This window comes from Dolichospermum planctonicum, from assembly GCF_005402965.1.
Lineage (GTDB): Bacteria > Cyanobacteriota > Cyanobacteriia > Cyanobacteriales > Nostocaceae > Dolichospermum > Dolichospermum planctonicum.
Map to the genome: position 1 here is coordinate 16,454 of NZ_BJCF01000008.1, position 22,237 is coordinate 38,690.

The window sequence follows — 22,237 nt, forward strand, 5'->3', positions numbered from 1 at the left end:
GGACTTAATTTCTTATTCCTTTATATCCTCAAGTGGTTAGTTTTTACCTCATCCTTAATACCAAATTAAGATGAAGTTGTACGAGTGATTATTATTCTGTGCATCTGCATATAAAATTCGTATTATCCCTGACTAAGCTGTTCTGCATTTAAGTATAATCATAGCGGGCAAGATGCCCGCACCACAAGATTTAGCCATATTAGGATTGTACAATTTAGCCGCGTCATAGCTTAGGAAGGATTATTGATAACTTCATGAATTGTCTTTACCTATTATCTGACATTCACTTAGTTATTACTACCTAGAATAAACAAACTGATTAATGTGCCGCTATTCCAAAGACTATGGAGGAACATGGAGGCTAATAAGTTGCGTGTTCTCGTGTAAACTACTCCCAATACTATTCCCAATGCTGTCAACGGTAGTATTTCTGATAAACTGAGGTGAGCAGCAGCAAATAACAGTGCGCTGGTGAAAATTGCCCCCCATACGGAAGTATAGCGCGTCATAGATGGTAATAAAAACCCGCGAAATAGAAATTCTTCAAAAACCGGTGCTGCTATAGCTGCGGTAAAGAAAAATATCCCCAATGCAGTATGATCTCGACTTTCTAGCGCCATTTGCAATAGTGGGTTACTTCCCCCCTGTCCTTGCCATAATTTTTGGTTAATTAACGATACGATAACGACAATGGGTAAAGCTGTACAATATCCACCTATTCCCCACCAAAACCAATTACTAAAGAAATTAAAGCGAAACCAGTTGGGAGGAAGGGGGAAAAAACGCTTGATAGAAAAATACAGCACTGACAAACAACCTAAAGCAACTAACACATAACTGACTAAAACTGTCAAAGCTTCAACTCTTACATTACCTGTACCACGGGGAATAGGCAAAATAGATAATAATTCTGGTATAAATAATTGCCCCATTAAAAAGAAACCAAGGACAAAAACCTGAATAATTATTTCCCAATTCCAAGGAGTTGACCAAAGTAAATCACCATTTCTAGCTAATAGGGATTCTCGACCTTTGAGTAAGCGTTGAGTCAATAAGAAAATGAGCAGAATTGTCCCTATTAAAGCTGTTAAGCTGGGAATAGTCGCAATTATTCCTAATTTGAACAACGCTTGGGTTGCAGCCTCTTGTTGGGCAATTTCTAAAGCTGATAACGCTTCTTGACGTTGTTGAAGTCTATATAATTGCACTAAGGCTGTATCCCGAAACCAACCATTGAGGTTTTGTTGAATCAGTTTTTCAGCTTTGGGGAATAAACGCGGAGGTTTACTCCACATTCCGGTTAATGTTTCAGCGGTTTCTGGATATTTGGGGTTAATATCTGAGTATTGCTGTAGATTACTCCAGGTTTTGATAGCTTTATCTGTTTCTTGTTCCTGTGCTTGCAAAATTCCCAGTCGTAAGTCTACTTCCGCTAACAATTTCTCCTCTTCCTGGATTAAGTTTTGTAAACTTTTCTCTTCTGCGGAAATAGAAGTAGTTACTGAAAATTGGAGTTTCGTTAACTTCTTTTTAGTTACCTGTAAACTAGTTTTGATAGATTCACTAGCTTCTTGATATTGCTTGGTCGCGCTTTCTAAGGGATTTTCGCCAATAATAGATTCCTGAATTGTTTGAATGCTATGATCACTACTATCTTCTGGTTGCCATGCTTGGGCCTGTAAAACTATATTAGTCTGGTACAATTCTAGACGACTTTGGAATTGAGGTTTTTGCCAGCTACTTAATAAAGATAAACCTGACAACATAATCACTAATAGCGTTAGCACTATTAACAGCAACCGCTTAATTGTCATCTATTCCCCTTTGAATATGCAGGTACAAGGTGTATTATAAGCTAGTACCGCAGGGTGGAGTTAATTTTTTTTAACGAACCACAGAGAACACAGAGAACACAGAAGAAGAAAATTACTTATTAATATGTTTTTTATTAATTCTTTACAAGATCAACTAGAGGAATGGAATCATACTATTAATCGTCAGCCAAATCATCCTCATAGTTATATTCGTCGAGGTATGGTCTATTTTAAGTTAGGGAAAATTCAGGAATCAATTCAAGATTTTGATACTGCGGAAAATTTAGATTTTCACATTACTCCTTATCTTTGGCAACGGGGTTTATCTTATTATTATGCTGAACGATTTTCTCAGGGTGCTAAACAGTTTGAAATTGATTTAACTGTCAATTCTCAAGATGTGGAGGAAACCGTTTGGCGGTATCTTTGTATGGCTAGATTATCTGGAGTTACGGAAGCACGTAATTCTCTATTACCTGTGAAAAATGATTCTCGGAAAATTATGAGAGTTATATATGATTTCTTTGCTGGTAATTGTTCCAAAGATGATGTTTTGAATGTGGGAAAATTATCAGGATTAAAGGGTAACTTTTACAGTCATCTCTATTTGGGTTTATATTATGAAGCTGAGAATAATTTAGACTTAGCACGGGAATATATTCTCAAAGCTGCGGACGAGTACAAAATTGATGACTATATGTGGTATTTAGCAGTGGTTCATAAAAATTTACGGAAATGGAATTAGATAAAGTTACATTCTTTAATAAAGTTCCTACTGCTATTCATTTGCGCTTTAGCTTTAATATTGGTGCTTCGTTGTCACCACAAAACATCCCCTCCTCCGCTCTTCCTCTGCGTTCTCTGTGTTCTCTGTGGTTCGTTAAAAAAATATTTACACAAATCACAAATACCATATATTAACGTCCTAACATTTTATCTCTTAAATGCTTAATGCGATCGCGTAATTTTGCAGCCTCTTCAAATTCCATCTTCTTCGCTGCTTCTTTCATCTGTTTTTCTAATAAGATAATTAACTCAGGAATATCTTCCAAAGATAATTCATCTAAATGTTCATCAACTATTTTTAAATCACCAGCATTTAAACGCCGAGAAGCATCTAAAAATGATAAAATAGCATTACTCGACTTCTTCTTAATCGGCTGCGGTATGATTCCATGCAGTTCATTATAAGCCATTTGAATCCCCCTTCTTCTATCAGTTTCATCAATAGCTTTAATCATACTATCTGTTAATTTATCAGCATATAAAATGGCTTTTCCTTTAACATGACGTGCTGCGCGTCCAATAGTTTGAATTAAAGAACGTTCTGTTCTCAAAAATCCTTCTTTATCTGCGTCCATAATTGCAACTAGAGAAACTTCTGGTAAATCTAAACCCTCCCGTAATAAGTTTACACCAACTAAGACATCAAAAACACCATTTTGCAAATCTTGTAAAATTTCTATCCGTTGAATAGAATTAATTTCTGAATGCAAATATCTAATTTTAATTCCCCTTGCTTCTAAATATTCGGTTAAATCTTCAGCCATACGTTTAGTTAATGTTGTAATTAACGTTCTTTCCTGACGGTCAACTCGATCTTTTATTTCTCCTAATAAATCATCAATTTGTCCCTCCGTTGGCCGCACAAATATTTCTGGATCAATTACTCCTGTTGGTCTAATTACTTGTTCGATAATCTGATCTTCAGAAATCTCTAATTCCCAATTTCCTGGAGTCGCAGAAACAAAAATACATTGATTGACTTTTTGCCAAAATTCTTCTGCCTTTAAAGGACGATTATCCGCAGCACTCGGAAGTCGAAAACCATGATCTATTAATACTTTTTTCCTCGCTTGATCTCCGTTATACATTCCCCGAATTTGGGGAACGGTAACATGAGATTCATCTATAACTAATAACCAATCTTTGGGAAAATAATCAATTAAACATTCTGGTGGTTCTCCTGCTTGTCTTCCGGCTAAATGACGAGAATAATTTTCTACTCCGTTACAATATCCCACCTCTCTTAACATTTCTAAATCATAACGGGTGCGTTGATCAATACGTTGCGCTTCAACTAATTTCCCCGTTTCTTCTAATATTAATTTTTGCTGTTTTAGTTCTCTAGCGATATCTTCACAAGCTATTTCTACTCTTTCTTTGGGAGTAACAAAGTGACGCGCAGGATAAATATTTACTACTTCTAAATTACCAATCATTTCACCGCTGACAGGATCTATATATCTGATTGCGTCAATTTCATCACCAAAAAATTCGACGCGAATAATTCTATCTTCGTAAGCCGGAGAAATTTCTAAAACATCACCTCGAACTCGGAATTTACCCCTCCCCATTTCTATGTCATTACGACTATATTGAACTGCTGTTAAATCTCGTAAAATTTGCCGGGGATCAATTTCCATTCCTATTTGTAATCGAATTGCAGCTTTTAAATATTCTGCCGGCATTCCTAAACCATAAATACAACTAATTGAAGCAACAACAATTACATCCCGACGTTCAAATAACGAACGGGTAGCAGAATGTCGTAACATATCTATTTCTTCATTAATTGCTGATGTTTTCTCTATATAAGTATCTGTAACCGGTAGATATGCTTCGGGTTGATAATAATCATAATAACTAACAAAATACTCTACTGCATTATCAGGAAAAAACTCCCGCAGTTCATTACATAATTGGGCTGCTAATGTCTTATTATGTGCTAATACTAGAGTAGGTTTATTCACTTTAGCAATAACTGCGGCTATGGAAAATGTCTTCCCGGTTCCTGTCGCACCAAGTAATGTTTGATAATGATTTCCTTTTTGAATACTAGCAGAAAGTTGAGCGATCGCTTGTGGTTGATCACCCGTAGGGACAAAGGGCGCTTGCAGATTAAAATCCATTATCTCAGTTCATCGTTACACCCAGCAATTCTACACAATTTCTCAGCTTTGCGTCGGGGGGGGGGCAAATTTTTTTTTCGGGGTGGAGTTGCAACATCGCCGGCGATGTGCTATATTAATATAATGGAGTGGTGATAAAATTTTTATTAAAAGACGCACTCCCATTATCACAATATCACCCCTAGCACCGGAAGTCAATCCCCACAACAAAAAAAATTTTCTTTTTTTTGATTATTTTTGATTAATTAAAAATCAAAATTCTCCAAAATTACCGCCCAATTCTTGCTGTAAGCGATACAAAATAGTGTTTTTATCAACTTGAGATAAAATCTCCTGAATGACGGTATTAGCGCCCAACTGTCCCCAAGTACAGCCTTTTTCTAGATATAACTTTGCAGCTTTACCGACGGTATAAGCACCATAACCAGCAATTCCTCCTTGAATAATGGCGCTGCTGGTAAAAGTGGTAATGTTAAATGGATTATCACCACTAGTTAGGGCTGCGGTAGTTTTACCTAAACCTAATATTAAATTACTGCTGATTTCTCCCAACAATAAACCACCGGAACTAAATAAAATGGTTTTTAATAATTTACTAGCTTCATAACTAGTCATAGGTAAACCATACAATTTAGCTAAGGTACGAATTAAGGCTAAATCAGTAATAAAACCGCCAATTATATCTAAAAAAGCAATAGGATTTAAACCAATAACTAAAGCCTTATATTGAGTAAATCGCCAAATAATATCTTCTGCTTCTTTTTCCCGCATATCAATGGTTTTTTGGGCGATATTTTCCTCAGATTCCCTAGCTTGAATTAGTGCATTTAAAGCTAAAAGAGATCGTCCTTCTCTGTTTAATATATTCAAGATTGTTTGCTTTAATTCCTCTACCTGGGGAGGTGGTGTTTCCCATTCATAATTAATAGTTCCATTTGGATATTCTACTCTCACCTCCATGGGCGCAGGTTCTGCTGCTACCATGACAATTTCATCTGGTAATAAAGGATTATTTTGGGAATTTCCCGCCCCTAATTGTTGCAGATTTTTGTAAATTGCATTTCTGTCAATTTCTGGATATAAATCAATTTTATTAAAAACTAAAATTAAGGGTTTTTGGGCTTGACGTAATTCCCATAATCCTTGATATTCAGTTTTAGTAATGTCCCCAGAAACAACAAACAAAATTAAATCCGCTTGACGGGCTACATTTCGCGCCATTTCCGCCCTTGATTCTCCTGCAATTTCATCTAACCCAGGGGTATCTATTAATTCGACTAATACCTTATCCCCCGGTTTCCAGCGCACAGAACGCGGCCATTGAGTCACACCATTTAAAGGTCCTGTTTGCAGAATTTTTTCCCCTATTAAAGAGTTTAATACTGCTGACTTTCCCCGACTGACTAAACCAAAAGCCGCAATTCTAATCACATTTGCATCTAATTTACTCAATGTGTTATTTAAAGCTTCTATTTCCGGTTTGAGTAAATTTTCTAATTCTGGGTTGGCGGCTAGTTGTCCAGATTTACGGAGATATCCATACCAAGATAATGCTTGTCTAAGACTAGCACGGGCGCGGTTTAAATGGGTTTCTTGTAGGTTACGGTTACTCACTGGTTTTAGTTTTTATAGGAATAAAAAGCCTTGGCGATTATAAATCACAGCTATACAAATAAAGTCCACCTGCGTGGACTAATGAAAAATTAAGCTGCTGTTAATGATTTTCCTAAAATTTGCGGTTCAGGTATTGGTTGTCCGTCTTCTAAATAAGATGAAATCAGCATTTCTAAAACTTCTTGGGCATTTTTTAAAGCCTCTTCATAAGTGTCTCCATGAGTACAAGGCTGCATGACATCTGTAAAATCTGGTAATGAAACTACATAACATTCATCTTCCTTAGACCATTGAATAATAATTGTATATTTCATTCCTCTGATTCCTCCTTTTCTTCTGTTTCTATTTTATTCAATTCTACTATTGCTTCATTAACTTGCTTCTCTAAATATTGTTTAGCATCACTACCATCTTTACCAGCAATGATAATAGCTTTAGATAATTTTGGATGTATCCATTTGCTATGACTTCCCTTTGCCGGTTTATATGTAAAACCGGATTGCAGTAATAAATTTTTCAGTTCTCTAATTTTCTTAGGCATATCTAATATAACGTTATTGTCCCAAATATGCTTCTAAAACTTTGGTATTATTTTGGATTTCTTGAGGATTCCCCACAGCTAAATTTTTTCCTTCTGCTAATACCCAAACTCTATCACATAAAGACATAATTACATCCATATTATGCTCAATAATTAAAAATGTCATTCCCTCCTGACGATTCCATCTGATAATGCGATCGCATATTTCATCAATTAATCGAGGATTGACACCAGCAGCAGGTTCATCTAATAATATTAACTTAGGATTAGTCATTAATGCCCTGCCAATTTCTAAAAGTTTTCTTTGTCCTCCAGATAAACCACCAGCATAGTCTGAAGCCTTTTTTTCCAAGCCTACGGATTCTAACAAAAACATAGCCCGTTCCTTTAATTGCTTTTCTTCTTTAAGAATAACATGAGGTTGCAGTTGCACTTGCCAAAAGTTTTCACCAGTTTGCTTTTGCGCTCCCAAAAGCATATTTTCTAATACCGATAATTTTGATAAAACCCGTGCAACTTGAAAAGTTCTGACTAATCCTTGTTGAGCAATTTGATATGATTGTAATTGATGGATAGGTTCACCATCAAAAATGACTCTACCCTTATCTGGATGGATAAAATTAGAAAGTAAATTAAATAAAGTGGTTTTACCAGCACCATTAGGACCAATTAACCCAGTAATACTACCTTTGATAACTTCAATATTCGCTTCTTCAACTGCCTTAATTCCACCAAAATTTTTACAGAGTCCAGTTGCAGCCAATAGCGGTAATTCCGGTGATTTGATATTATTTACCATCATGATTTTATCCTGAGTGTTTAATTAACTGCCTTAGACAAGATACCCAATATTTTTTTGATATCTTTAATATAATATTCATTGAAATCAATGTAAACTACTTGATCTTGTAGTTGCAAAAATTTCCACATATTCCCTGTAGTTACAATACCATTAATTAAATTTATTTTATTTCCTTCCTTTCTTTTATTAATAGTTAAGCCAAATTTTTTCACTAATTCCGGCAGCTTAAAATCCCTATAAGCCATTTCATTCAACCCTCAAAAATCTTGATATTTCTCGTCCCCTAATTCCTGATTATTTACCAAGAGTAAGTTCCTCCTTTTTCCCTAAAATACCTTGAGGCCGCCAAATCATTAACACCATTAAAATCAAACCAATAAACATCACCCGAAAAGCACCAATTCTTTCTACATCTAAAGGAACAATTTTCGGTAAAAATTCCCTAGTTAAAGAGTCATAAGCAAAGTAAATAACCGCACCTAAAATTGTGCCAATATTATTTCCTGCACCACCTAAAATTACCATAATCCAAGCGTCAAAAGTAAGTTGAGGTTGAAAATTATCGGGATAAATTGCTCCCAATTGCCAAGCAAAGAACGCCCCCGCAATACCAGCAATCGCACCGCCCAACATTAATGATTGTAGTTTATAAGAAAAGACATTTTTACCTAATGCCTTAGGAATTTCTTCATCTTCACGAATAGATTTTAGCACCCTTCCCCAAGGAGATCGCACTAAAATTTCTAACCGCCAAAATACAAAAGCTAAAATTAACAATACCAACAACATTAAACCAGCTTTGGGATTATAATTGTATAATCCAACTGTCCCAGAAATATAAATTGCTAGAGCTAATAATCCTAAAGCAATTCCTACTATAAATCGGGAAGTAAATTCTTGTTTGAGGCCGCTGTTTCTAATCGGATTATTATTTGCGGAAATTTGAGCAGTTCGTACCCAATTCCACAAAGAAAATAACGTGATCCCTGTTAATAAAGTTAACACAGCAATCATCACCAACCGCAAAAATAAATTTGGGGTTGTTGATAACGGTATGACATAACTTTGCACACCAAAAGAGCCAGATATCCAATCTTTACCTACAGGTAATTCCTGATTATTTACTATTAATCTAATTAATTCACCTGTACCAATGGTAACAATTGACAGATAATCTTCTCGTAAGCGGAGAGTCGCAAAACCTATGACTAAACCCAATAAAGCGGCAACAATTGCTCCAACTACAGCCGAAAGTAATAATGGTACACCCTTGAAAGTTAACAAAACTGTTGTATACGCTCCTAAAGTCATAAAAGCAATATGACCAAAGTTAATTAAACCCGTAAAACCCCATTGTAAATTCAGTCCTAGCGCAAATAGCGCGAAGGTTGCGGTAGAAATAGCTAGAAAAATTAGATATTCAATCATTAGTTCGTCATTTGTCAGTGGTCGGTGGTTAGTGGACAATTGTCAATTGTCAATTGTCCGTTGTCAAGTTTCGCGTATCAGTAATTACCAAATCTCTGGATATAATAAGTATTAAAACTAACAGTAGTATCATATCGGTATCTGTGCTTTTATTAAAAACTGTATAATACAAAGCAGGGATCACCAAAACCATACATTAAACTTATGTTTGACCAACACTTTATTTGAGATTTCCCTCTTATGAATGCTCAGGCACTTTGGCAACGATACCAAGATTGGTTATATTTACACGAGGGATTAGGACTGTATTTAGATATTAGTCGGATGCGGTTTGATGATGCGTTTGTAGCTTCATTAAAACCTAAGTTTGACAAAGCGTTTGCGGATATGGTAGAACTGGAAAAAGGTGCGATCGCTAACCCCGATGAAAACCGCATGGTAGGTCATTACTGGTTGCGAAATCCAGATTTAGCCCCCACACCAGAACTAACTCAAGAAATAGTTCAAACTCTAGAACAAATCGAAGCTTTTGCAGACCAAGTACACACCGGTGCAATTCATCCTCCCAAAGAAAGCCGCTTTACAGATATTATCTCTATCGGTATTGGTGGTTCGGCCTTGGGTCCCCAATTTGTCGCTGAAGCCCTTTCCCCAGACTTACCTCCCCTACAAATTCACTTTATTGACAATTCAGACCCCGCAGGTATTGATAGAGTTCTATCCCAATTAGGAAATAAACTGGCTACCACTTTGGTATTAGTAATTTCCAAATCTGGAGGAACTCCCGAACCCCGCAATGGCATGATTGAGGTAAAACAAGCCTATACAGCCCAAAAATTAGATTTTTCTCAATATGCAGTTGCCATCACTGGACAAAATAGTAATTTAGATCAAGTCGCACAATCGGAAAACTGGTTAGCCCGATTTTCCATGTATGATTGGGTGGGTGGACGTACCTCGGAAATGTCCGCTGTAGGGCTATTACCTGCGGCATTACAGGGCATTGATATCCGTGCTATGCTATCTGGAGCAAAAGAGATGGATGATGCCACTCGCGTCCCTCATCTCAAGGATAACCCAGCCGCTTTATTAGCCCTGGCTTGGTATTTCTCTGGAAATGGCAAAGGCCAGAAGGATATGGTGGTTCTCCCCTACAAGGACAGTTTGTTGTTATTTAGCCGCTATTTGCAACAACTGGTTATGGAATCTTTGGGTAAGGAAAAGGACTTGGACGGGAAAACTGTATATCAAGGTCTTGCAGTTTATGGTAACAAAGGTTCAACAGACCAACACGCCTATGTCCAACAATTACGGGAAGGTGTACCTAATTTCTTTGCTACCTTGATTGAAGTTTTAGAAGACCGTCAAGGAAAATCCCCAGAAGTTGATCCCGGTGTCACTGCTGGTGATTATCTCTCCGGTTTCTTGTTGGGAACTCGTCAAGCATTGTATGAGAATAACCGCGATTCCATTACAGTCACTATTCCCCAAGTTAATGCCCGTACCGTAGGCGCATTAATTGCATTGTATGAGAGAGCAGTAGGTTTATATGCCAGTTTAATCAATGTCAATGCTTATCACCAACCCGGTGTAGAAGCTGGTAAAAAAGCCGCTGCTGTGATTCTCGATTTACAAAAACGAGTTTTAGAAGTGTTACAAACCCAGAAGAAAGCACTTTCTATTGCTGAATTGGCAAATATTGCCGGTGCTACTGAGGAAATTGAAGCAATTTACAAAATTCTCCGTCATTTACATAGTAATCATCGGGGTGTGGTATTAACAGGAGATCTAGCTAAACCTGGGAGTTTAACTGTTTCTCTCGGTTAATAAAATTACCTTTGTTCATCAAAATTAGCTCCCCGACTTGTTGAAGAAGTCGGGGATTTTGTTTTTTGTTTTTTGTAATTAGGGCTTCCTAAATAAACTCTAGCCCCACAGACAACTTTTATGGCTACTGAGTAAACCCTAATTAGAACAAATACCTTCCTCCCTTGCAGCTTGTTGCACCGCAGCAGCAACCGCACTAGCAACTCGTTTATCAAAGACAGAAGGAATAATATGTTGGCGGTCTAAATCAGAAATATTAACCAAAGAAGCGATCGCATTAGCCGCTTCTAAACACATATTAGTAGTAATCCTCCTCGCCCGACAATCTAAAGCTCCACGAAACACCCCTGGAAACGCCAGGACGTTATTAATTTGGTTAGGGTAGTCACTCCGTCCCGTAGCCATGACAGCGACATTTTTAGGGGCTAATTCTGGCTGGATTTCGGGAATGGGATTGGCCATAGCAAACACAATGGCATCTCTTGTCATTCCTTGAACCATTTCCGGTGTCAAAACTCCCGGCGCACTGACACCAATAAATACATCCGCCCCTTGCACTGCACCTGCTAAAGTTCCTTGGGCTTTAACGGCAAATTCCAGTTTTTCAGGGGTTAAATCGCTGCGATTTGTAGAAATAATGCCCTTAGAGTCGCACATCAAAATCGTTTCTGCACCAGCTTTGCGGAGTAACCGAGCAATGGCTACCCCAGCCGCACCAGCACCATTAATGACAATGCGGACATCTCCAATGGACTTCTGGACAAGTTTAAGAGAATTTAATAAGGCTGCTAAGGTGACAATTGCTGTCCCATGTTGATCATCATGGAAAATCGGTATATTTAATTCTGCTTGTAATCTTTGTTCAATTTCAAAACAGCGCGGTGCAGCAATATCCTCCAAATTCACACCACCAAATACAGGAGCGATATTTTTCACAGCTTTGACAATCTCATCAGCATCTTGAGTATCCAAACAGATGGGAAAAGCATCAAGTCCAGCAAATTCTTTAAATAGCATGGCCTTTCCTTCCATGACCGGTAAAGCCGCCCCAGGTCCCAAATTCCCCAAACCTAATACAGCACTCCCATCGGTGACGATCGCCACTGTATTCTGTTTAATAGTTAGATTGTACACTTCCTCTGGATTTTCGGCGATCGCTTTACAAATCCTACCGACCCCTGGAGTATAAGCCATTGCTAAATCAGAAACACTTTTAAGAGCAATTCTGCTGACAATACTGATTTTGCCACCGCGATGTAAATTAAAGGTACGGTCATAAACATCAATTATTTGAATATCTGGTAATTCTTTTACCGCTTGCACTATGGTTTCTGCGTGTTCCGTACTGGCGGCATCAACTGTAACATCACGTATAGATTCTTGACGATTTTGTTCAATTAAATCAATTTGTCCTAGATTACCACCCGTGGAGGCGATCGCTTGGGTAACAGATGCTAACATCCCCACTCGATTAGGAATTTGTAAGCGCAGGGTTACACTAAAACTAGAATTAGGAGTCAGATTTGTCATGGAGCTAATTTCGATTTTAAATTTTAGATTTTATATTGAATTGCTACGTGAAATTTTATTTTCACAAAAAACCGCATTACAACTAGTCGCAAACCATCTCTGTTTTGTTGTGGCGGGCCTTTTAATCTTAAAAATTTGCTTATTAACACTTTATTAATGAGTGTTTCCTGCCTCAGTCTTATTTATATTCTTTTCTCCCTATCCTCTGCCCCGGAAACGGTAGTATTTCACCATAAATTAGCCCAAAAACCCACAGAATCAAAACCTAAACACCATTCGGCTGACGCTTACGAGACACCCAAAAAGTTTTTAGGTTTTGGTGTCTTTTAATCTAGGTATCGAAGACAAATAAGAGATTTATCGAATGTAGAATCCCCCCTAGAAACGGAGATTATCAATCTTCCTCTCTAGGAACTTCCAGTTCGCTCTTGAGATTTTGCAACTGCTCTAGAAGAGAATCTACCTCTGCTTGCAAGTCCATAAACTTGACCTGCTGATCGTCTCGATAATAAGCCTTAGTTAACTTCTTAACTAGGTTAACGTGGGATTCGCATTCGGAAACACTGGATGACATAGTAGACATAGTTGTTGGCATTACAAACTTAACTCACACCATTAGTTATAAATATTATAATTATAATATGCCAATCATGCTAATCTCCAGCTTTGTTAAAATATTGTATAGTTTTCATCATATACTCTAATAAATTACAAATCTGGTCATCATCCTCCCCGATCTTGGTGAAGATGTCCCACAACTAAGATTATGACTTGAAACCTGGAATACTTATACTAAAAGCATTCCCCCCACAAATCCTTAATTAATAAATTTTGAATCCCGTGACTTTGAGCCTGTCTGCTGCTAAATCTCATTGCCAACCTTGGCCAGGGCTAATACAAGCCTATCGTCAATACTTGCCTGTCAGCGAAAAAACCCCCGTGGTCACTCTCTTAGAAGGTAACACGCCTTTGATTCCCGTGCCAGCCATCGCCGAACGTATTGGCAGACAGGTCAAGGTGTACGTCAAATATGATGGTCTTAACCCCACTGGTAGCTTCAAAGACCGGGGAATGACAATGGCAATTTCTAAAGCAGCAGAAGCTGGTGCTAAAGCTGTAATTTGTGCCAGCACTGGTAATACCTCCGCCGCTGCCGCTGCCTATGCTAGAAGAGGAGGGATGCGCCCCTTTGTATTAATTCCTGATGGTTACGTGGCCTTGGGCAAGTTGGCACAAGCGTTACTTTATGGGGCCGAAGTCCTAGCAATTCAAGGAAATTTTGACCGCGCTCTGGAAATTGTCCGAGAAATGGCGGATCAATATCCCATAACCTTAGTAAATTCTGTCAACCCCTACCGCCTAGAAGGGCAAAAAACCGGCGCTTTTGAAGTTGTTGATGTTTTAGGTGATGCCCCCGATTGGCTATGTATTCCCGTGGGCAATGCCGGCAACATTACAGCATATTGGATGGGTTTTTGTCAATACCATCAACATGGCAAATGCGATCGCCTCCCGAAAATGATGGGTTTTCAAGCCGCTGGGGCTGCACCCTTGGTCAATGGTCAACCAGTCACACATCCTGAAACCATAGCCACAGCCATTAGAATTGGTAATCCTGCCAGTTGGGATAAAGCCATTGCAGCACAAACAGCCAGTCAAGGCACTTTCCGGGCTGTGACTGACGAGGAAATTCTCGACGCTTACCGTTTATTAGCATCATCAGAAGGGATTTTCTGTGAACCCGCTAGTGCAGCTTCTGTAGCAGGATTGTTACAGGTAAAAGACGAAGTTCCCACCGCTGCGACTGTAGTTTGTGTCCTCACTGGTAATGGTTTAAAAGACCCAGATACCGCTATTAAACACAGTCATGCCCAATTTAAACAAGGAATTGCAGCAGATGTAAAGGCCGTTGCAGAAGCCATGGGATTTTGAACAAATTTTAGATTTTAATTAATGAAATAAGTGATCGCTTATTCTATTTTAGGAAAAGGCGATCTTTTTGCTCTCATTCAAACCCCGTTCTTAAGCTATAATTTATGGAAAATTTATGGAACGAGAATATCACTCACCTTAATCTCAATTTCTGGAAATACCGCACTTTTAATCAAATCATCACCTGTATAGGTAAACTCCTCATAAAAGCCTTCTACTAAAGATAAAACTGTAATTTTGTTCTGTACAGGGTCAACAATCCAATATTCAGCAATTCCCCTGGCTGCATATTCAGAACGCTTGAAACGATAGTCTCGTACCTCATTTTCAGTACCAGGAGATACCACCTCTATTGCTATTAATGGTGGTGGCATATCATGGGTAATTGTTCCTCTTTTCGTAGTTTCTAAAGCAGCGCGACATTCTTCACCCAAAACTAATAAATCAGGGATTCGTACCTTAGCCCTACGTCCACTTACCTCAATCATAATCTCTTTATATTTTAATAAATAAAGAGGGACTATTTTAGCCAATTCCAACAATAATCGCATTGATACATCGGAGTAAAAAATTGATTCTGGAGGCATTAAAACTAATTCTCCATCCACTAATTCATAGCGATTTCCAGTACCATCATCATAAGCATAGTAATCTGCAAAGGAAAAATAATTGACTGGTGCTTGAGTAATTTGAACCATAACATAAATATAATTCCATTCCCTTAATACATATTACTACAAAAAATGCAGTATAGTTGATCAATTGATCAATAACATCACCTAAAGCCATAGTCAGACTTTTCCGGGCTTGAGCCTGATTTTCTTGCTCAAGTTTGAATTAAATTGGTACTTTGTCGCTGAATAGCTATAGTCTTGCCACTACCTGCTTCATTATAGATTTTTATAGTATAATCACTGAGGAGGCCTGATAAACTCTGCCAGAACCCCCTTAAATATGTTCAATTTTCATTTTATCAGCTTTTTTCGTCACTTAAAATGGCGCACATTGAAAAAAACTTTTGCGAGGACAATAGAAACAAGACTGTTAGGATTAGCTGCGGAAATAGCCTTTAATACCATGTTATCCCTATTTCCGGCAATTATAGCCTTACTAACAGCAATTGGTTTATTTGCAGAATCTTTGCGAAACACATTTATTCAACTAGCGACAGAACTGAGTAAAATTGTCCCCCAAGAAGCTTGGATATTAATTCGTGATTTTACTACTCATGAAATTGCTAATTCTAAAAATAGTAGTTTATTTTCTCTGAGCTTTGTAATTACCCTTTGGACAGCTTCTGGGGCAATTAATACCGCTATGACAGCTTTAGATCAAATTCAACAAATTCACCCCAAAAAAATGCGTCCTTTTTGGCAAGCAAAACTTATATCTCTTGGTTTAACAATCGGGACTATATTATTATTAATGCTGGCTTCTTTTTTAGTATTTATTAGTGATTTACTCCTGGGAATTGTCGTAAATAACAATACTTATTTAATCTTTATATCCCATCTTTGGCAATTTTTACGTTGGCCTTTAGCATTGGCTACAGTTGCAACCGCTTTTGCTTTTGTTTATCGCTATGGACCTAGCAAATGTAAAACAAATACACCACTAATACCAGGAGCAATTTTAGCAGCTATTTTTTGGGCCATAGTTTCTGCAATATTTCGCCTCTATGTTAAGAATTTCGGCAATTATAATAAAGTTTATGGTGCAGTGGGTGCTGTTATTGTTTTAATGTTATGGTTATGGATGAGTGCTTTTGTTCTTTTAGTCGGATACCAATTAAATGTAACTGTCGGTGAAGAAATGAAGAATTAAAAATTGAAAATTAAAACAGAAAAATCTGATTTTAAATTACAGTCAAGCAACAACTATATATTTCTCAAATAAATCTGAAAAATTTCAGTTAGAAAATGAGATAATAGGAAAGTCAATCACCCACCGGAAATCATGAATAATGCCTAATTCTCCTGAACACTTTTCTATCACAACTGATGGTTATGCACCTCGATTAAAACGTTTACGTCAACTTAGTAAAATACTAGATAATATAATTACCATTCCCGGAACACAAGTGGGAATCGGTTTAGATCCAATCATTGGATTACTACCTTTATGTGGTGACGCTCTAGGACTAATATTTTCCTTTTATATTATCATTGAAGCCGCACAATTAGGCCTATCTACAGCCACATTAGGAAGGATGGTCATGAATGTGATTATTGATTCCTTAGTTGGCTCTATTCCCATGTTAGGAGACTTCTTTGATTTTGCCTGGAAAGCTAATAATTATAATATCATTTTATTAGAAGAAGCCCTAAAAGATCCTCACAAAAACAAAAAAGCAAATAACTCCTTTATCCTCCTCTTGATTATCGGCTTATTTCTGATTGCTATTCTCTTAATATCCATCCCCGTGATATTAATAAGAATATTATGGCAAGTTATCACTGGTAGTTAAATTACTCCTACATAAAGTTATGAAAGATTGGTGGCAAGATAATTTTCCTCAAGGGCGGCAAAATCTCACTATTACCGATTCTCAAGGTTATCCAATTCAAATAGCCTATGGTGAAAAAGGTACGGGTAAACCCCTAATTTTATTACATGGTTTAGGCAGTTGGAGTTATAATTGGCGGCTTAGTATTAAGCCATTATCTCAACATTTTCGCGTAATTTGTTGTGATTTTAAAGGTTTTGGTTTTTCCGAAAAGCCATTATCCCGTCGAGAAAAAAATGGACATCAAATTATTGAATTAAAACGCATTATTCAGGGTTTATGTGATGAACCACCTATCATTGTGGCAGAATCAATAGGGGCATTAATTTCCTTGGGATTAGCAGGTGTCAGTCCTCATTTAATCGGACGTTTAGTAGTCATTAATGCTCCTATTTTCACGGAAACATTACCTCATTGGGCTATGGATTTGCTGGCACAAACACCAATAGAAATCATCCATGCAATTGATTATTTACGTCTAGCATATTGGTTTGCACCTTTAGTTAGACAAGTTATGGGAACAGAAAGACGCAAGGTATTATATGATCCCTCATTATTAACCGAAGAAGATATTTATTGGATTACGTACCCATTTATTGAAATTCCGGGAACTGTAGTCAAAGTTGCCGAAGAATTACAAATTGCTGCCAAAGAAATCGAGAATTTCCGCACAAATCAGCCTAATATGTTGAGTAATATTCAAAAAAATCTCAAAAACATTGAATGTCCAACTTTAATTTTATGGGGTGATCAAGATAGTTGGTTTCCTGTTAGTCATGCAGAAAAATTACATCAATATCTCCCCAATTCTCGCTTACAAATTTTGCAGAATTGTTATCATGATGCCTCCACAGGTGCTGCTGATGTTGTCAATGCAGCAATTTTAGGCTTTTTAAAAGATACTAATTAGTAATTACTAATTGACAATGAATAACCAACAACTAATCACTAATCACTTACGGTAAATTCATAGTAAACCTACTTAGAGCCAAATTTGAGATTTGCTTTAAAGCTAACCACATGAAAGTTGGGATAGTTGTACTGTAGCGACTAAATAGTCTCAATGGTTCTTGAATCAAACGATATAACCACTCACAACCTAAATGACGTATCCAATACGGCGCTCTTTTATGACTTTCTGCAAAGACAGGAAACGCCCCACCCAAGCCAATCATTACAGCCTGAATTTTGTTTTTGTGTTGGTTCATCCATAACTCCTGTTTTGGACATCCTAAAGCCACTAAAACTATTCCCGCCTCACTATCATGAATCTTTTTGATAATAGCTTCATCCTCTGCGTGTGTGAGTGGACGAAATGGAAAAGGCTCCATACCAGCAATTTTTACATTTGGAAAGACACGCTCTAACTTCCTTCTCATCTTCTCTAGAGTTACTACATCAGCACCTAAGAAAAAAAGATGAATGTTTCTTAGTGGAGTTAATTTACACAAAGATAAAAGAATATCCATACCAGCAACGCGGTTTTGAGCATGTACACCCATTAGTTTCAACATCCAAACCAGCGGCATTCCGTCAGGAGTCACAATATCCGCACTCTTTAAAACAGAGCAAAACTCTGGATGCCAATAAGCCTCTACAAGCATATGAGTATTCGATACGCAAATAACTTTGCTAACTTTATTCATCGCCCATTCTAATATGATATTTATTTGTACCTCAAAAGGTAAAGCAGTAACAGGAGAGCCAATAATATCAATTTTGGCAGGCTTTCTTGAAACTTCAAATTCCATAGATGAATTTAAGTATTGAATTTCATTTTTTGTAGTTAGCATCTTTTTATTTATATTGTTGAGTTGTAAAAATTTTAGGTTATTCGGTACTTGTTATGCTAAACCGAGAAGTTGAGAGAAGGGAACTCTTAACAGGGAACAGGCATTAATTAAACCAAATTCCTATATATTATCAATAGCAATCGCACCCAAAATAGGAGTAGAAGAGAAATTTAATTGCTCTAATGATTTGGCTAAAACAGAAAGGTTTGTTTTACCTACTCTTATAGCCAAAATACTTGCGTCTGTGTATTTACTCAGCAGATTAGTATCTGCAAAACCTAATAGATGCGATGTATCATATATGATTAAATCAAAATTTTGTTTAAATTGTTCTGTCAAGCTTTGCATCTGAGGAGATGACAGCAAAATTGTGGGATTTGGGGGAATTTCTCCCGTAGTCAATATAAACAAGTTATGCTCTAAAGATGATTTTCCCATATCTTTTGCAGTCGCTTTCGTCACATCATAATTTTTTTCTCCAATACTGCTACTGTTTGTGTGTATAACATTCTCAAAATTTAGTCCTTCAGAAATCAGATTGCTTAATCCTTTTGTATTCGGTAAGTCCAACATTTTATGGATACTAGGATGACGCAAATTTGCATCTACCAACAACACCCGTTTACCCATTGCTGCTGCTGTCTGAGCTAGGTAAAAAGCAATTGTTGATTTACCATCTCCAGGAGCAGCCGAAATAACTGCTAGAGAACGGAGAGAACTATCACCATTTAAAAAAGAAATATTTGTATAAATAGAGCGGAAAGATTCCCAGAAGTTTGAGCTATTCTGTTTTCGATAAAGCTTACCATTCTTTTCAAACCTAATATGAGGAATATTCCCTAATATTGGCAATTTAATTTTATCTTTAACTTCCTCAAAGTCATAAAATACGTTGTTGAGCTTATCTATAATAAAAGCAAATCCTGTGCTTAATAATAAACCTAAAATTGTTCCTAAAATTAAATTTTCTATGGTACTTGGTGCAATATTTTTAGGCTGACTAGGAGGAGTAAGTATCTGCCAAGGTATCTGCTTTTGAGCTGAGTCTATGCGTAATCTTTCCCGTTCCGTTAAAAAGTGATTAAGATTATCAACAGAAATTTTTAATTGCCGTTCTAAATCATCTTTTTGACGAATAATAAAGGGAAAGCGTTTAATTTGTTGCCCCAAAGAACTTTCAGCTTGATTAAGAGATTGGATTTCTGTTTTTAATACCTCAATTTGTTTATTTATCTCAAGAAATTTTTGAATTTCTCGCAGACGAGCCGAATTTGGTGTAACTGAATCTAAGGAATTCATTTTTGTGTTTGACAATTTTATTCCCAAAAGTCGCCGTTTTTCTCTGCCTACTAAATCCAGTAAATTTTGTTTTTGAATCAGCAGGGTTTGAATATTTGGACTATTTTCTGTATATTCAGATGATTTTATAGCAATTGCAGTTTCTCTATCTTGGAGTTGGCTTAATAGCTTCTGGTAATCAGGAGACTCACTCAATATGGAAATAGCCTCTGCTTCATCAGTTTCCAGTCTCAACTGTTTTTGCAGACTAGTATAGAGTGTTTTAGTTCTAGCTAATTGCATTTCTGTATTTAGCCGTTTCTGTACAATTTGGTTAAATTGACTAGCAAGTTCCTGTCCTTGAACTTCAGCATTAATCAGCCCATATTTTTGCCGAAAAATTTGTAGTTGTGACTGAAGATTTTCTACTCTCGTTAGTAGTTGTGGCAATTGTTTTTCAACAAATTTAATTCCCAATTTAGTTTCTGTTTGGCGTTCATCTAAACTGTATTTTAAGTATGATTCAGATACTTGATTTAATACAAACAAAACTTTCTTAGGGTTAGGATCTTGGTAAGTAACTTCTAAAATTTGAGTATTAGGTAGGATTTTGATATTAAGTTCAGGTGCGCTGCTACCTGGGTAATACATCTGGACTTTTTGAGTGATAGGATATATCAGTTTAGGACTTTGTAAAATATTTAACTTAGTTTCATCTATTTTGTTAGAATCACCTCTGTTATACCTGTCGTCTTGGGCTACTTTATCTTCAGCTGTTATCGGTTCAGTTAAAAGTCTAAATTGAGACACATACATTGGAGGTTTATTCAAAGCTAATCCTACACTAGCAAAGGCAAAAGTGGTTGTGCCAATGGCAATTATAATGATTCTGCGACGAATAACCGCCAATAATTTGCCTAAGTTTAATCCACCTTCATTACTCTCTTCTGACTGAACTGTGTCAATGAAAGGTGTAGATTGATGCTGCTGTCTATTTATATGAGACAAATTCTGGAGAGCATAGGTAGTTTTTATCATCTCAAACCTTATATAGTTTCTAATTTATTTTTAACTCGATATTTCAATTAAATATAGGACTTGCAGAGTTAACTGATTTGTAAATTAACACTGTTTTATCAGTTGTAGTGGACAACTTGGCAAAATCTCTGTAAGCTTTCATTTTCCTAAATATATTATTGATAAATTTGTCAGTAGATAAGTTACATATTCTTAGAATATTTATAATTTAACTGTTTTTGGTCAAAAGCTGTAAAGATTGTCTAAACTTAAAGAAAAACGGGAAATTAGATATTGACTTTGATCTTTAACTATCATTTAATTGCTTTCAATCTAGTATTTCTAAATTCAGATACACCACTCGATTAGCATAGTTTTTTACAAAAGTGAGAGATTGAATTATCAAATACATCTACTCAAGTCTAGAAAAGTTGATTTTTCCGATTCATCTGCAAGCCTACAAACCTTTTGCCAATTTGTCTACAATAAACTATGCAACAATGCTAATTTAAAACATAGTCTATTTTCAAAAGAATATAGGTGTAAAAAATTCTCTTTAAATGAGCCAATCAGAAAAAATTAGATAAGAATGTGAATTAAATAAAGTACAACTCTTGATTGAGTTAATCTAATCTTAGATTGCGCTGTCTTTACAAAGAATTGTAAATTAATAAATCCACGTTCCTAAGCTAAAAAAATTAATACCTCAAACAATGTTGAATCAGGAATTGGGCTTTGATGGTCTTTTTGATCTCAGTCCTTGCCATACAACCTTCTTAGGATCTATTTTTTAGTTAATGATCAGGAGGCCAAAGTGCAGAAAAGGTGTGATCGAAATCGGAAACGTTCTAAACGCAGAGCTATCTATTGTCCAATACATAACTGCTATATAGATAGTGTTAGCCAAAAATATGGACTATTTACCGAACAAGCTGGACAACTCCAAAAACGGGGTATTTCTCGTCGAGAAGCCATGATTTTAGTTAATACTAAAACCACGGTTTCTTTACATGGTGAGTGGCTAGAGGCTTTTTGGTGTGAAGAGTGCCAAGAAACAAAATGGTATCATGTCTATAAGCATGAATCTAGATATGAATTATCTCTTGCACCGGCAGAACTTTGGCAACAAGCAACAGGTGTAATTCATCCCCATCTTAATCCTTCTGTGGGAGAGTTTACTTATAGACAATCTCGGATGCTAGGCGATAAAAGTGTTAAAGATTTCCGGGTTATAAATTGATAT

General features: G+C 36.7%; 20 protein-coding genes. 7 read left to right on the plus strand and 13 right to left on the minus strand.

The window, feature by feature from the left end; all coding sequences use genetic code 11:
* Positions 1–287: 287 nt before the first annotated feature.
* Positions 288–1,814, minus strand: coding sequence for a type II CAAX endopeptidase family protein (locus FFO06_RS05655; protein ID WP_137907155.1), 1,527 nt, complete (start codon positions 1,812–1,814; stop codon positions 288–290).
* Between the two features lie 124 nt (positions 1,815–1,938).
* On the opposite strand from FFO06_RS05655, the gene FFO06_RS05660 reads away from it, so the two are divergent.
* Positions 1,939–2,559: a tetratricopeptide repeat protein gene (locus tag FFO06_RS05660; protein ID WP_137907156.1), complete on the plus strand. Its 621-nt coding sequence runs from the start codon at positions 1,939–1,941 to the stop codon at positions 2,557–2,559.
* A gap of 172 nt (positions 2,560–2,731) precedes the next feature.
* Here FFO06_RS05660 and uvrB read toward each other — a convergent pair whose 3' ends face one another.
* From uvrB to FFO06_RS05695, 7 genes are all read right to left on the minus strand, one after another.
* On the minus strand, positions 2,732–4,729 hold the full coding sequence (gene uvrB / locus FFO06_RS05665) for an excinuclease ABC subunit UvrB (protein WP_137907157.1): 1,998 nt from the start codon (positions 4,727–4,729) through the stop codon (positions 2,732–2,734).
* A gap of 249 nt (positions 4,730–4,978) precedes the next feature.
* Positions 4,979–6,340: a GTP-binding protein gene (locus tag FFO06_RS05670; RefSeq protein WP_137907158.1), complete on the minus strand. Its 1,362-nt coding sequence runs from the start codon at positions 6,338–6,340 to the stop codon at positions 4,979–4,981.
* A gap of 89 nt (positions 6,341–6,429) precedes the next feature.
* Positions 6,430–6,654, minus strand: coding sequence for a type II toxin-antitoxin system HicB family antitoxin (locus FFO06_RS05675; protein ID WP_137907159.1), 225 nt, complete (start codon positions 6,652–6,654; stop codon positions 6,430–6,432).
* Positions 6,651–6,881, minus strand: a complete 231-nt coding sequence (locus FFO06_RS05680) for a type II toxin-antitoxin system HicA family toxin (RefSeq protein ID WP_027402977.1) — start codon at positions 6,879–6,881, stop codon at positions 6,651–6,653. Before FFO06_RS05680 ends, FFO06_RS05675 begins: the two co-directional genes overlap by 4 nt.
* 13 nt (positions 6,882–6,894) lie before the next feature.
* Complete coding sequence (locus tag FFO06_RS05685) at positions 6,895–7,680, minus strand: ABC transporter ATP-binding protein (RefSeq protein WP_137907226.1); 786 nt, start codon at positions 7,678–7,680, stop codon at positions 6,895–6,897.
* A 20-nt stretch (positions 7,681–7,700) separates the two neighbouring features.
* Positions 7,701–7,928: a hypothetical protein gene (locus tag FFO06_RS05690; RefSeq protein ID WP_137907160.1), complete on the minus strand. Its 228-nt coding sequence runs from the start codon at positions 7,926–7,928 to the stop codon at positions 7,701–7,703.
* 49 nt (positions 7,929–7,977) lie between these two features.
* Positions 7,978–9,111, minus strand: a complete 1,134-nt coding sequence (locus FFO06_RS05695; RefSeq protein ID WP_137907227.1) for a branched-chain amino acid ABC transporter permease — start codon at positions 9,109–9,111, stop codon at positions 7,978–7,980.
* A 240-nt stretch (positions 9,112–9,351) separates the two neighbouring features.
* Here FFO06_RS05695 and FFO06_RS05700 point away from each other — a divergent pair, with 240 nt between their 5' ends.
* The gene (locus tag FFO06_RS05700) at positions 9,352–10,938 is read left to right on the plus strand and encodes a glucose-6-phosphate isomerase (protein ID WP_137907161.1); all 1,587 of its coding nucleotides are present in this window, start codon (positions 9,352–9,354) and stop codon (positions 10,936–10,938) included.
* Positions 10,939–11,076: 138 nt separating this feature from the next.
* On the opposite strand, the gene FFO06_RS05705 is transcribed toward FFO06_RS05700, so the two are convergent.
* Both FFO06_RS05705 and FFO06_RS05710 read right to left on the minus strand, forming a co-directional pair.
* Complete coding sequence (locus FFO06_RS05705; RefSeq protein WP_137907162.1) at positions 11,077–12,468, minus strand: malic enzyme-like NAD(P)-binding protein; 1,392 nt, start codon at positions 12,466–12,468, stop codon at positions 11,077–11,079.
* Positions 12,469–12,862: 394 nt separating this feature from the next.
* Positions 12,863–13,051 carry a hypothetical protein gene (locus tag FFO06_RS05710; protein WP_137907228.1) on the minus strand — a complete coding sequence of 63 codons (189 nt, stop codon included), beginning with the start codon at positions 13,049–13,051 and terminating at the stop codon, positions 12,863–12,865.
* Positions 13,052–13,308: 257 nt separating this feature from the next.
* Between FFO06_RS05710 and thrC the strand changes: the two genes are divergently transcribed.
* A complete protein-coding gene (thrC, locus tag FFO06_RS05715; protein ID WP_137907163.1) occupies positions 13,309–14,400 on the plus strand; it encodes a threonine synthase in 1,092 nt (363 codons plus the stop codon).
* 113 nt (positions 14,401–14,513) lie between these two features.
* Here the strand turns inward: thrC and FFO06_RS05720 are convergent, their stop codons facing one another.
* Positions 14,514–15,098, minus strand: a complete 585-nt coding sequence (locus tag FFO06_RS05720; protein WP_137907164.1) for a Uma2 family endonuclease — start codon at positions 15,096–15,098, stop codon at positions 14,514–14,516.
* Positions 15,099–15,354: 256 nt separating this feature from the next.
* Here FFO06_RS05720 and FFO06_RS05725 point away from each other — a divergent pair, with 256 nt between their 5' ends.
* The 3 genes from FFO06_RS05725 (at position 15,355) to FFO06_RS05735 (ending at position 17,816) form a co-directional block, all read left to right on the plus strand.
* Entirely contained in the window at positions 15,355–16,224 is an 870-nt protein-coding gene (locus FFO06_RS05725) for a YihY/virulence factor BrkB family protein (protein ID WP_137907165.1), read from the plus strand.
* Between the two features lie 139 nt (positions 16,225–16,363).
* A complete protein-coding gene (locus FFO06_RS05730) occupies positions 16,364–16,867 on the plus strand; it encodes a DUF4112 domain-containing protein (protein ID WP_137907166.1) in 504 nt (167 codons plus the stop codon).
* Positions 16,868–16,886: 19 nt separating this feature from the next.
* A complete protein-coding gene (locus tag FFO06_RS05735; protein ID WP_137907167.1) occupies positions 16,887–17,816 on the plus strand; it encodes an alpha/beta fold hydrolase in 930 nt (309 codons plus the stop codon).
* Between the two features lie 46 nt (positions 17,817–17,862).
* Here the strand turns inward: FFO06_RS05735 and FFO06_RS05740 are convergent, their stop codons facing one another.
* Both FFO06_RS05740 and FFO06_RS05745 read right to left on the minus strand, forming a co-directional pair.
* Positions 17,863–18,657 (minus strand): WecB/TagA/CpsF family glycosyltransferase, encoded by a 795-nt coding sequence (locus tag FFO06_RS05740; RefSeq protein ID WP_137907229.1) that lies wholly within the window; start codon positions 18,655–18,657, stop codon positions 17,863–17,865.
* Positions 18,658–18,819: 162 nt separating this feature from the next.
* Positions 18,820–21,015 carry a GumC family protein gene (locus tag FFO06_RS05745; protein WP_137907168.1) on the minus strand — a complete coding sequence of 732 codons (2,196 nt, stop codon included), beginning with the start codon at positions 21,013–21,015 and terminating at the stop codon, positions 18,820–18,822.
* A 793-nt stretch (positions 21,016–21,808) separates the two neighbouring features.
* Here FFO06_RS05745 and FFO06_RS05750 point away from each other — a divergent pair.
* Positions 21,809–22,234: a hypothetical protein gene (locus FFO06_RS05750; protein ID WP_137907169.1), complete on the plus strand. Its 426-nt coding sequence runs from the start codon at positions 21,809–21,811 to the stop codon at positions 22,232–22,234.
* Positions 22,235–22,237 lie beyond the last annotated feature (3 nt).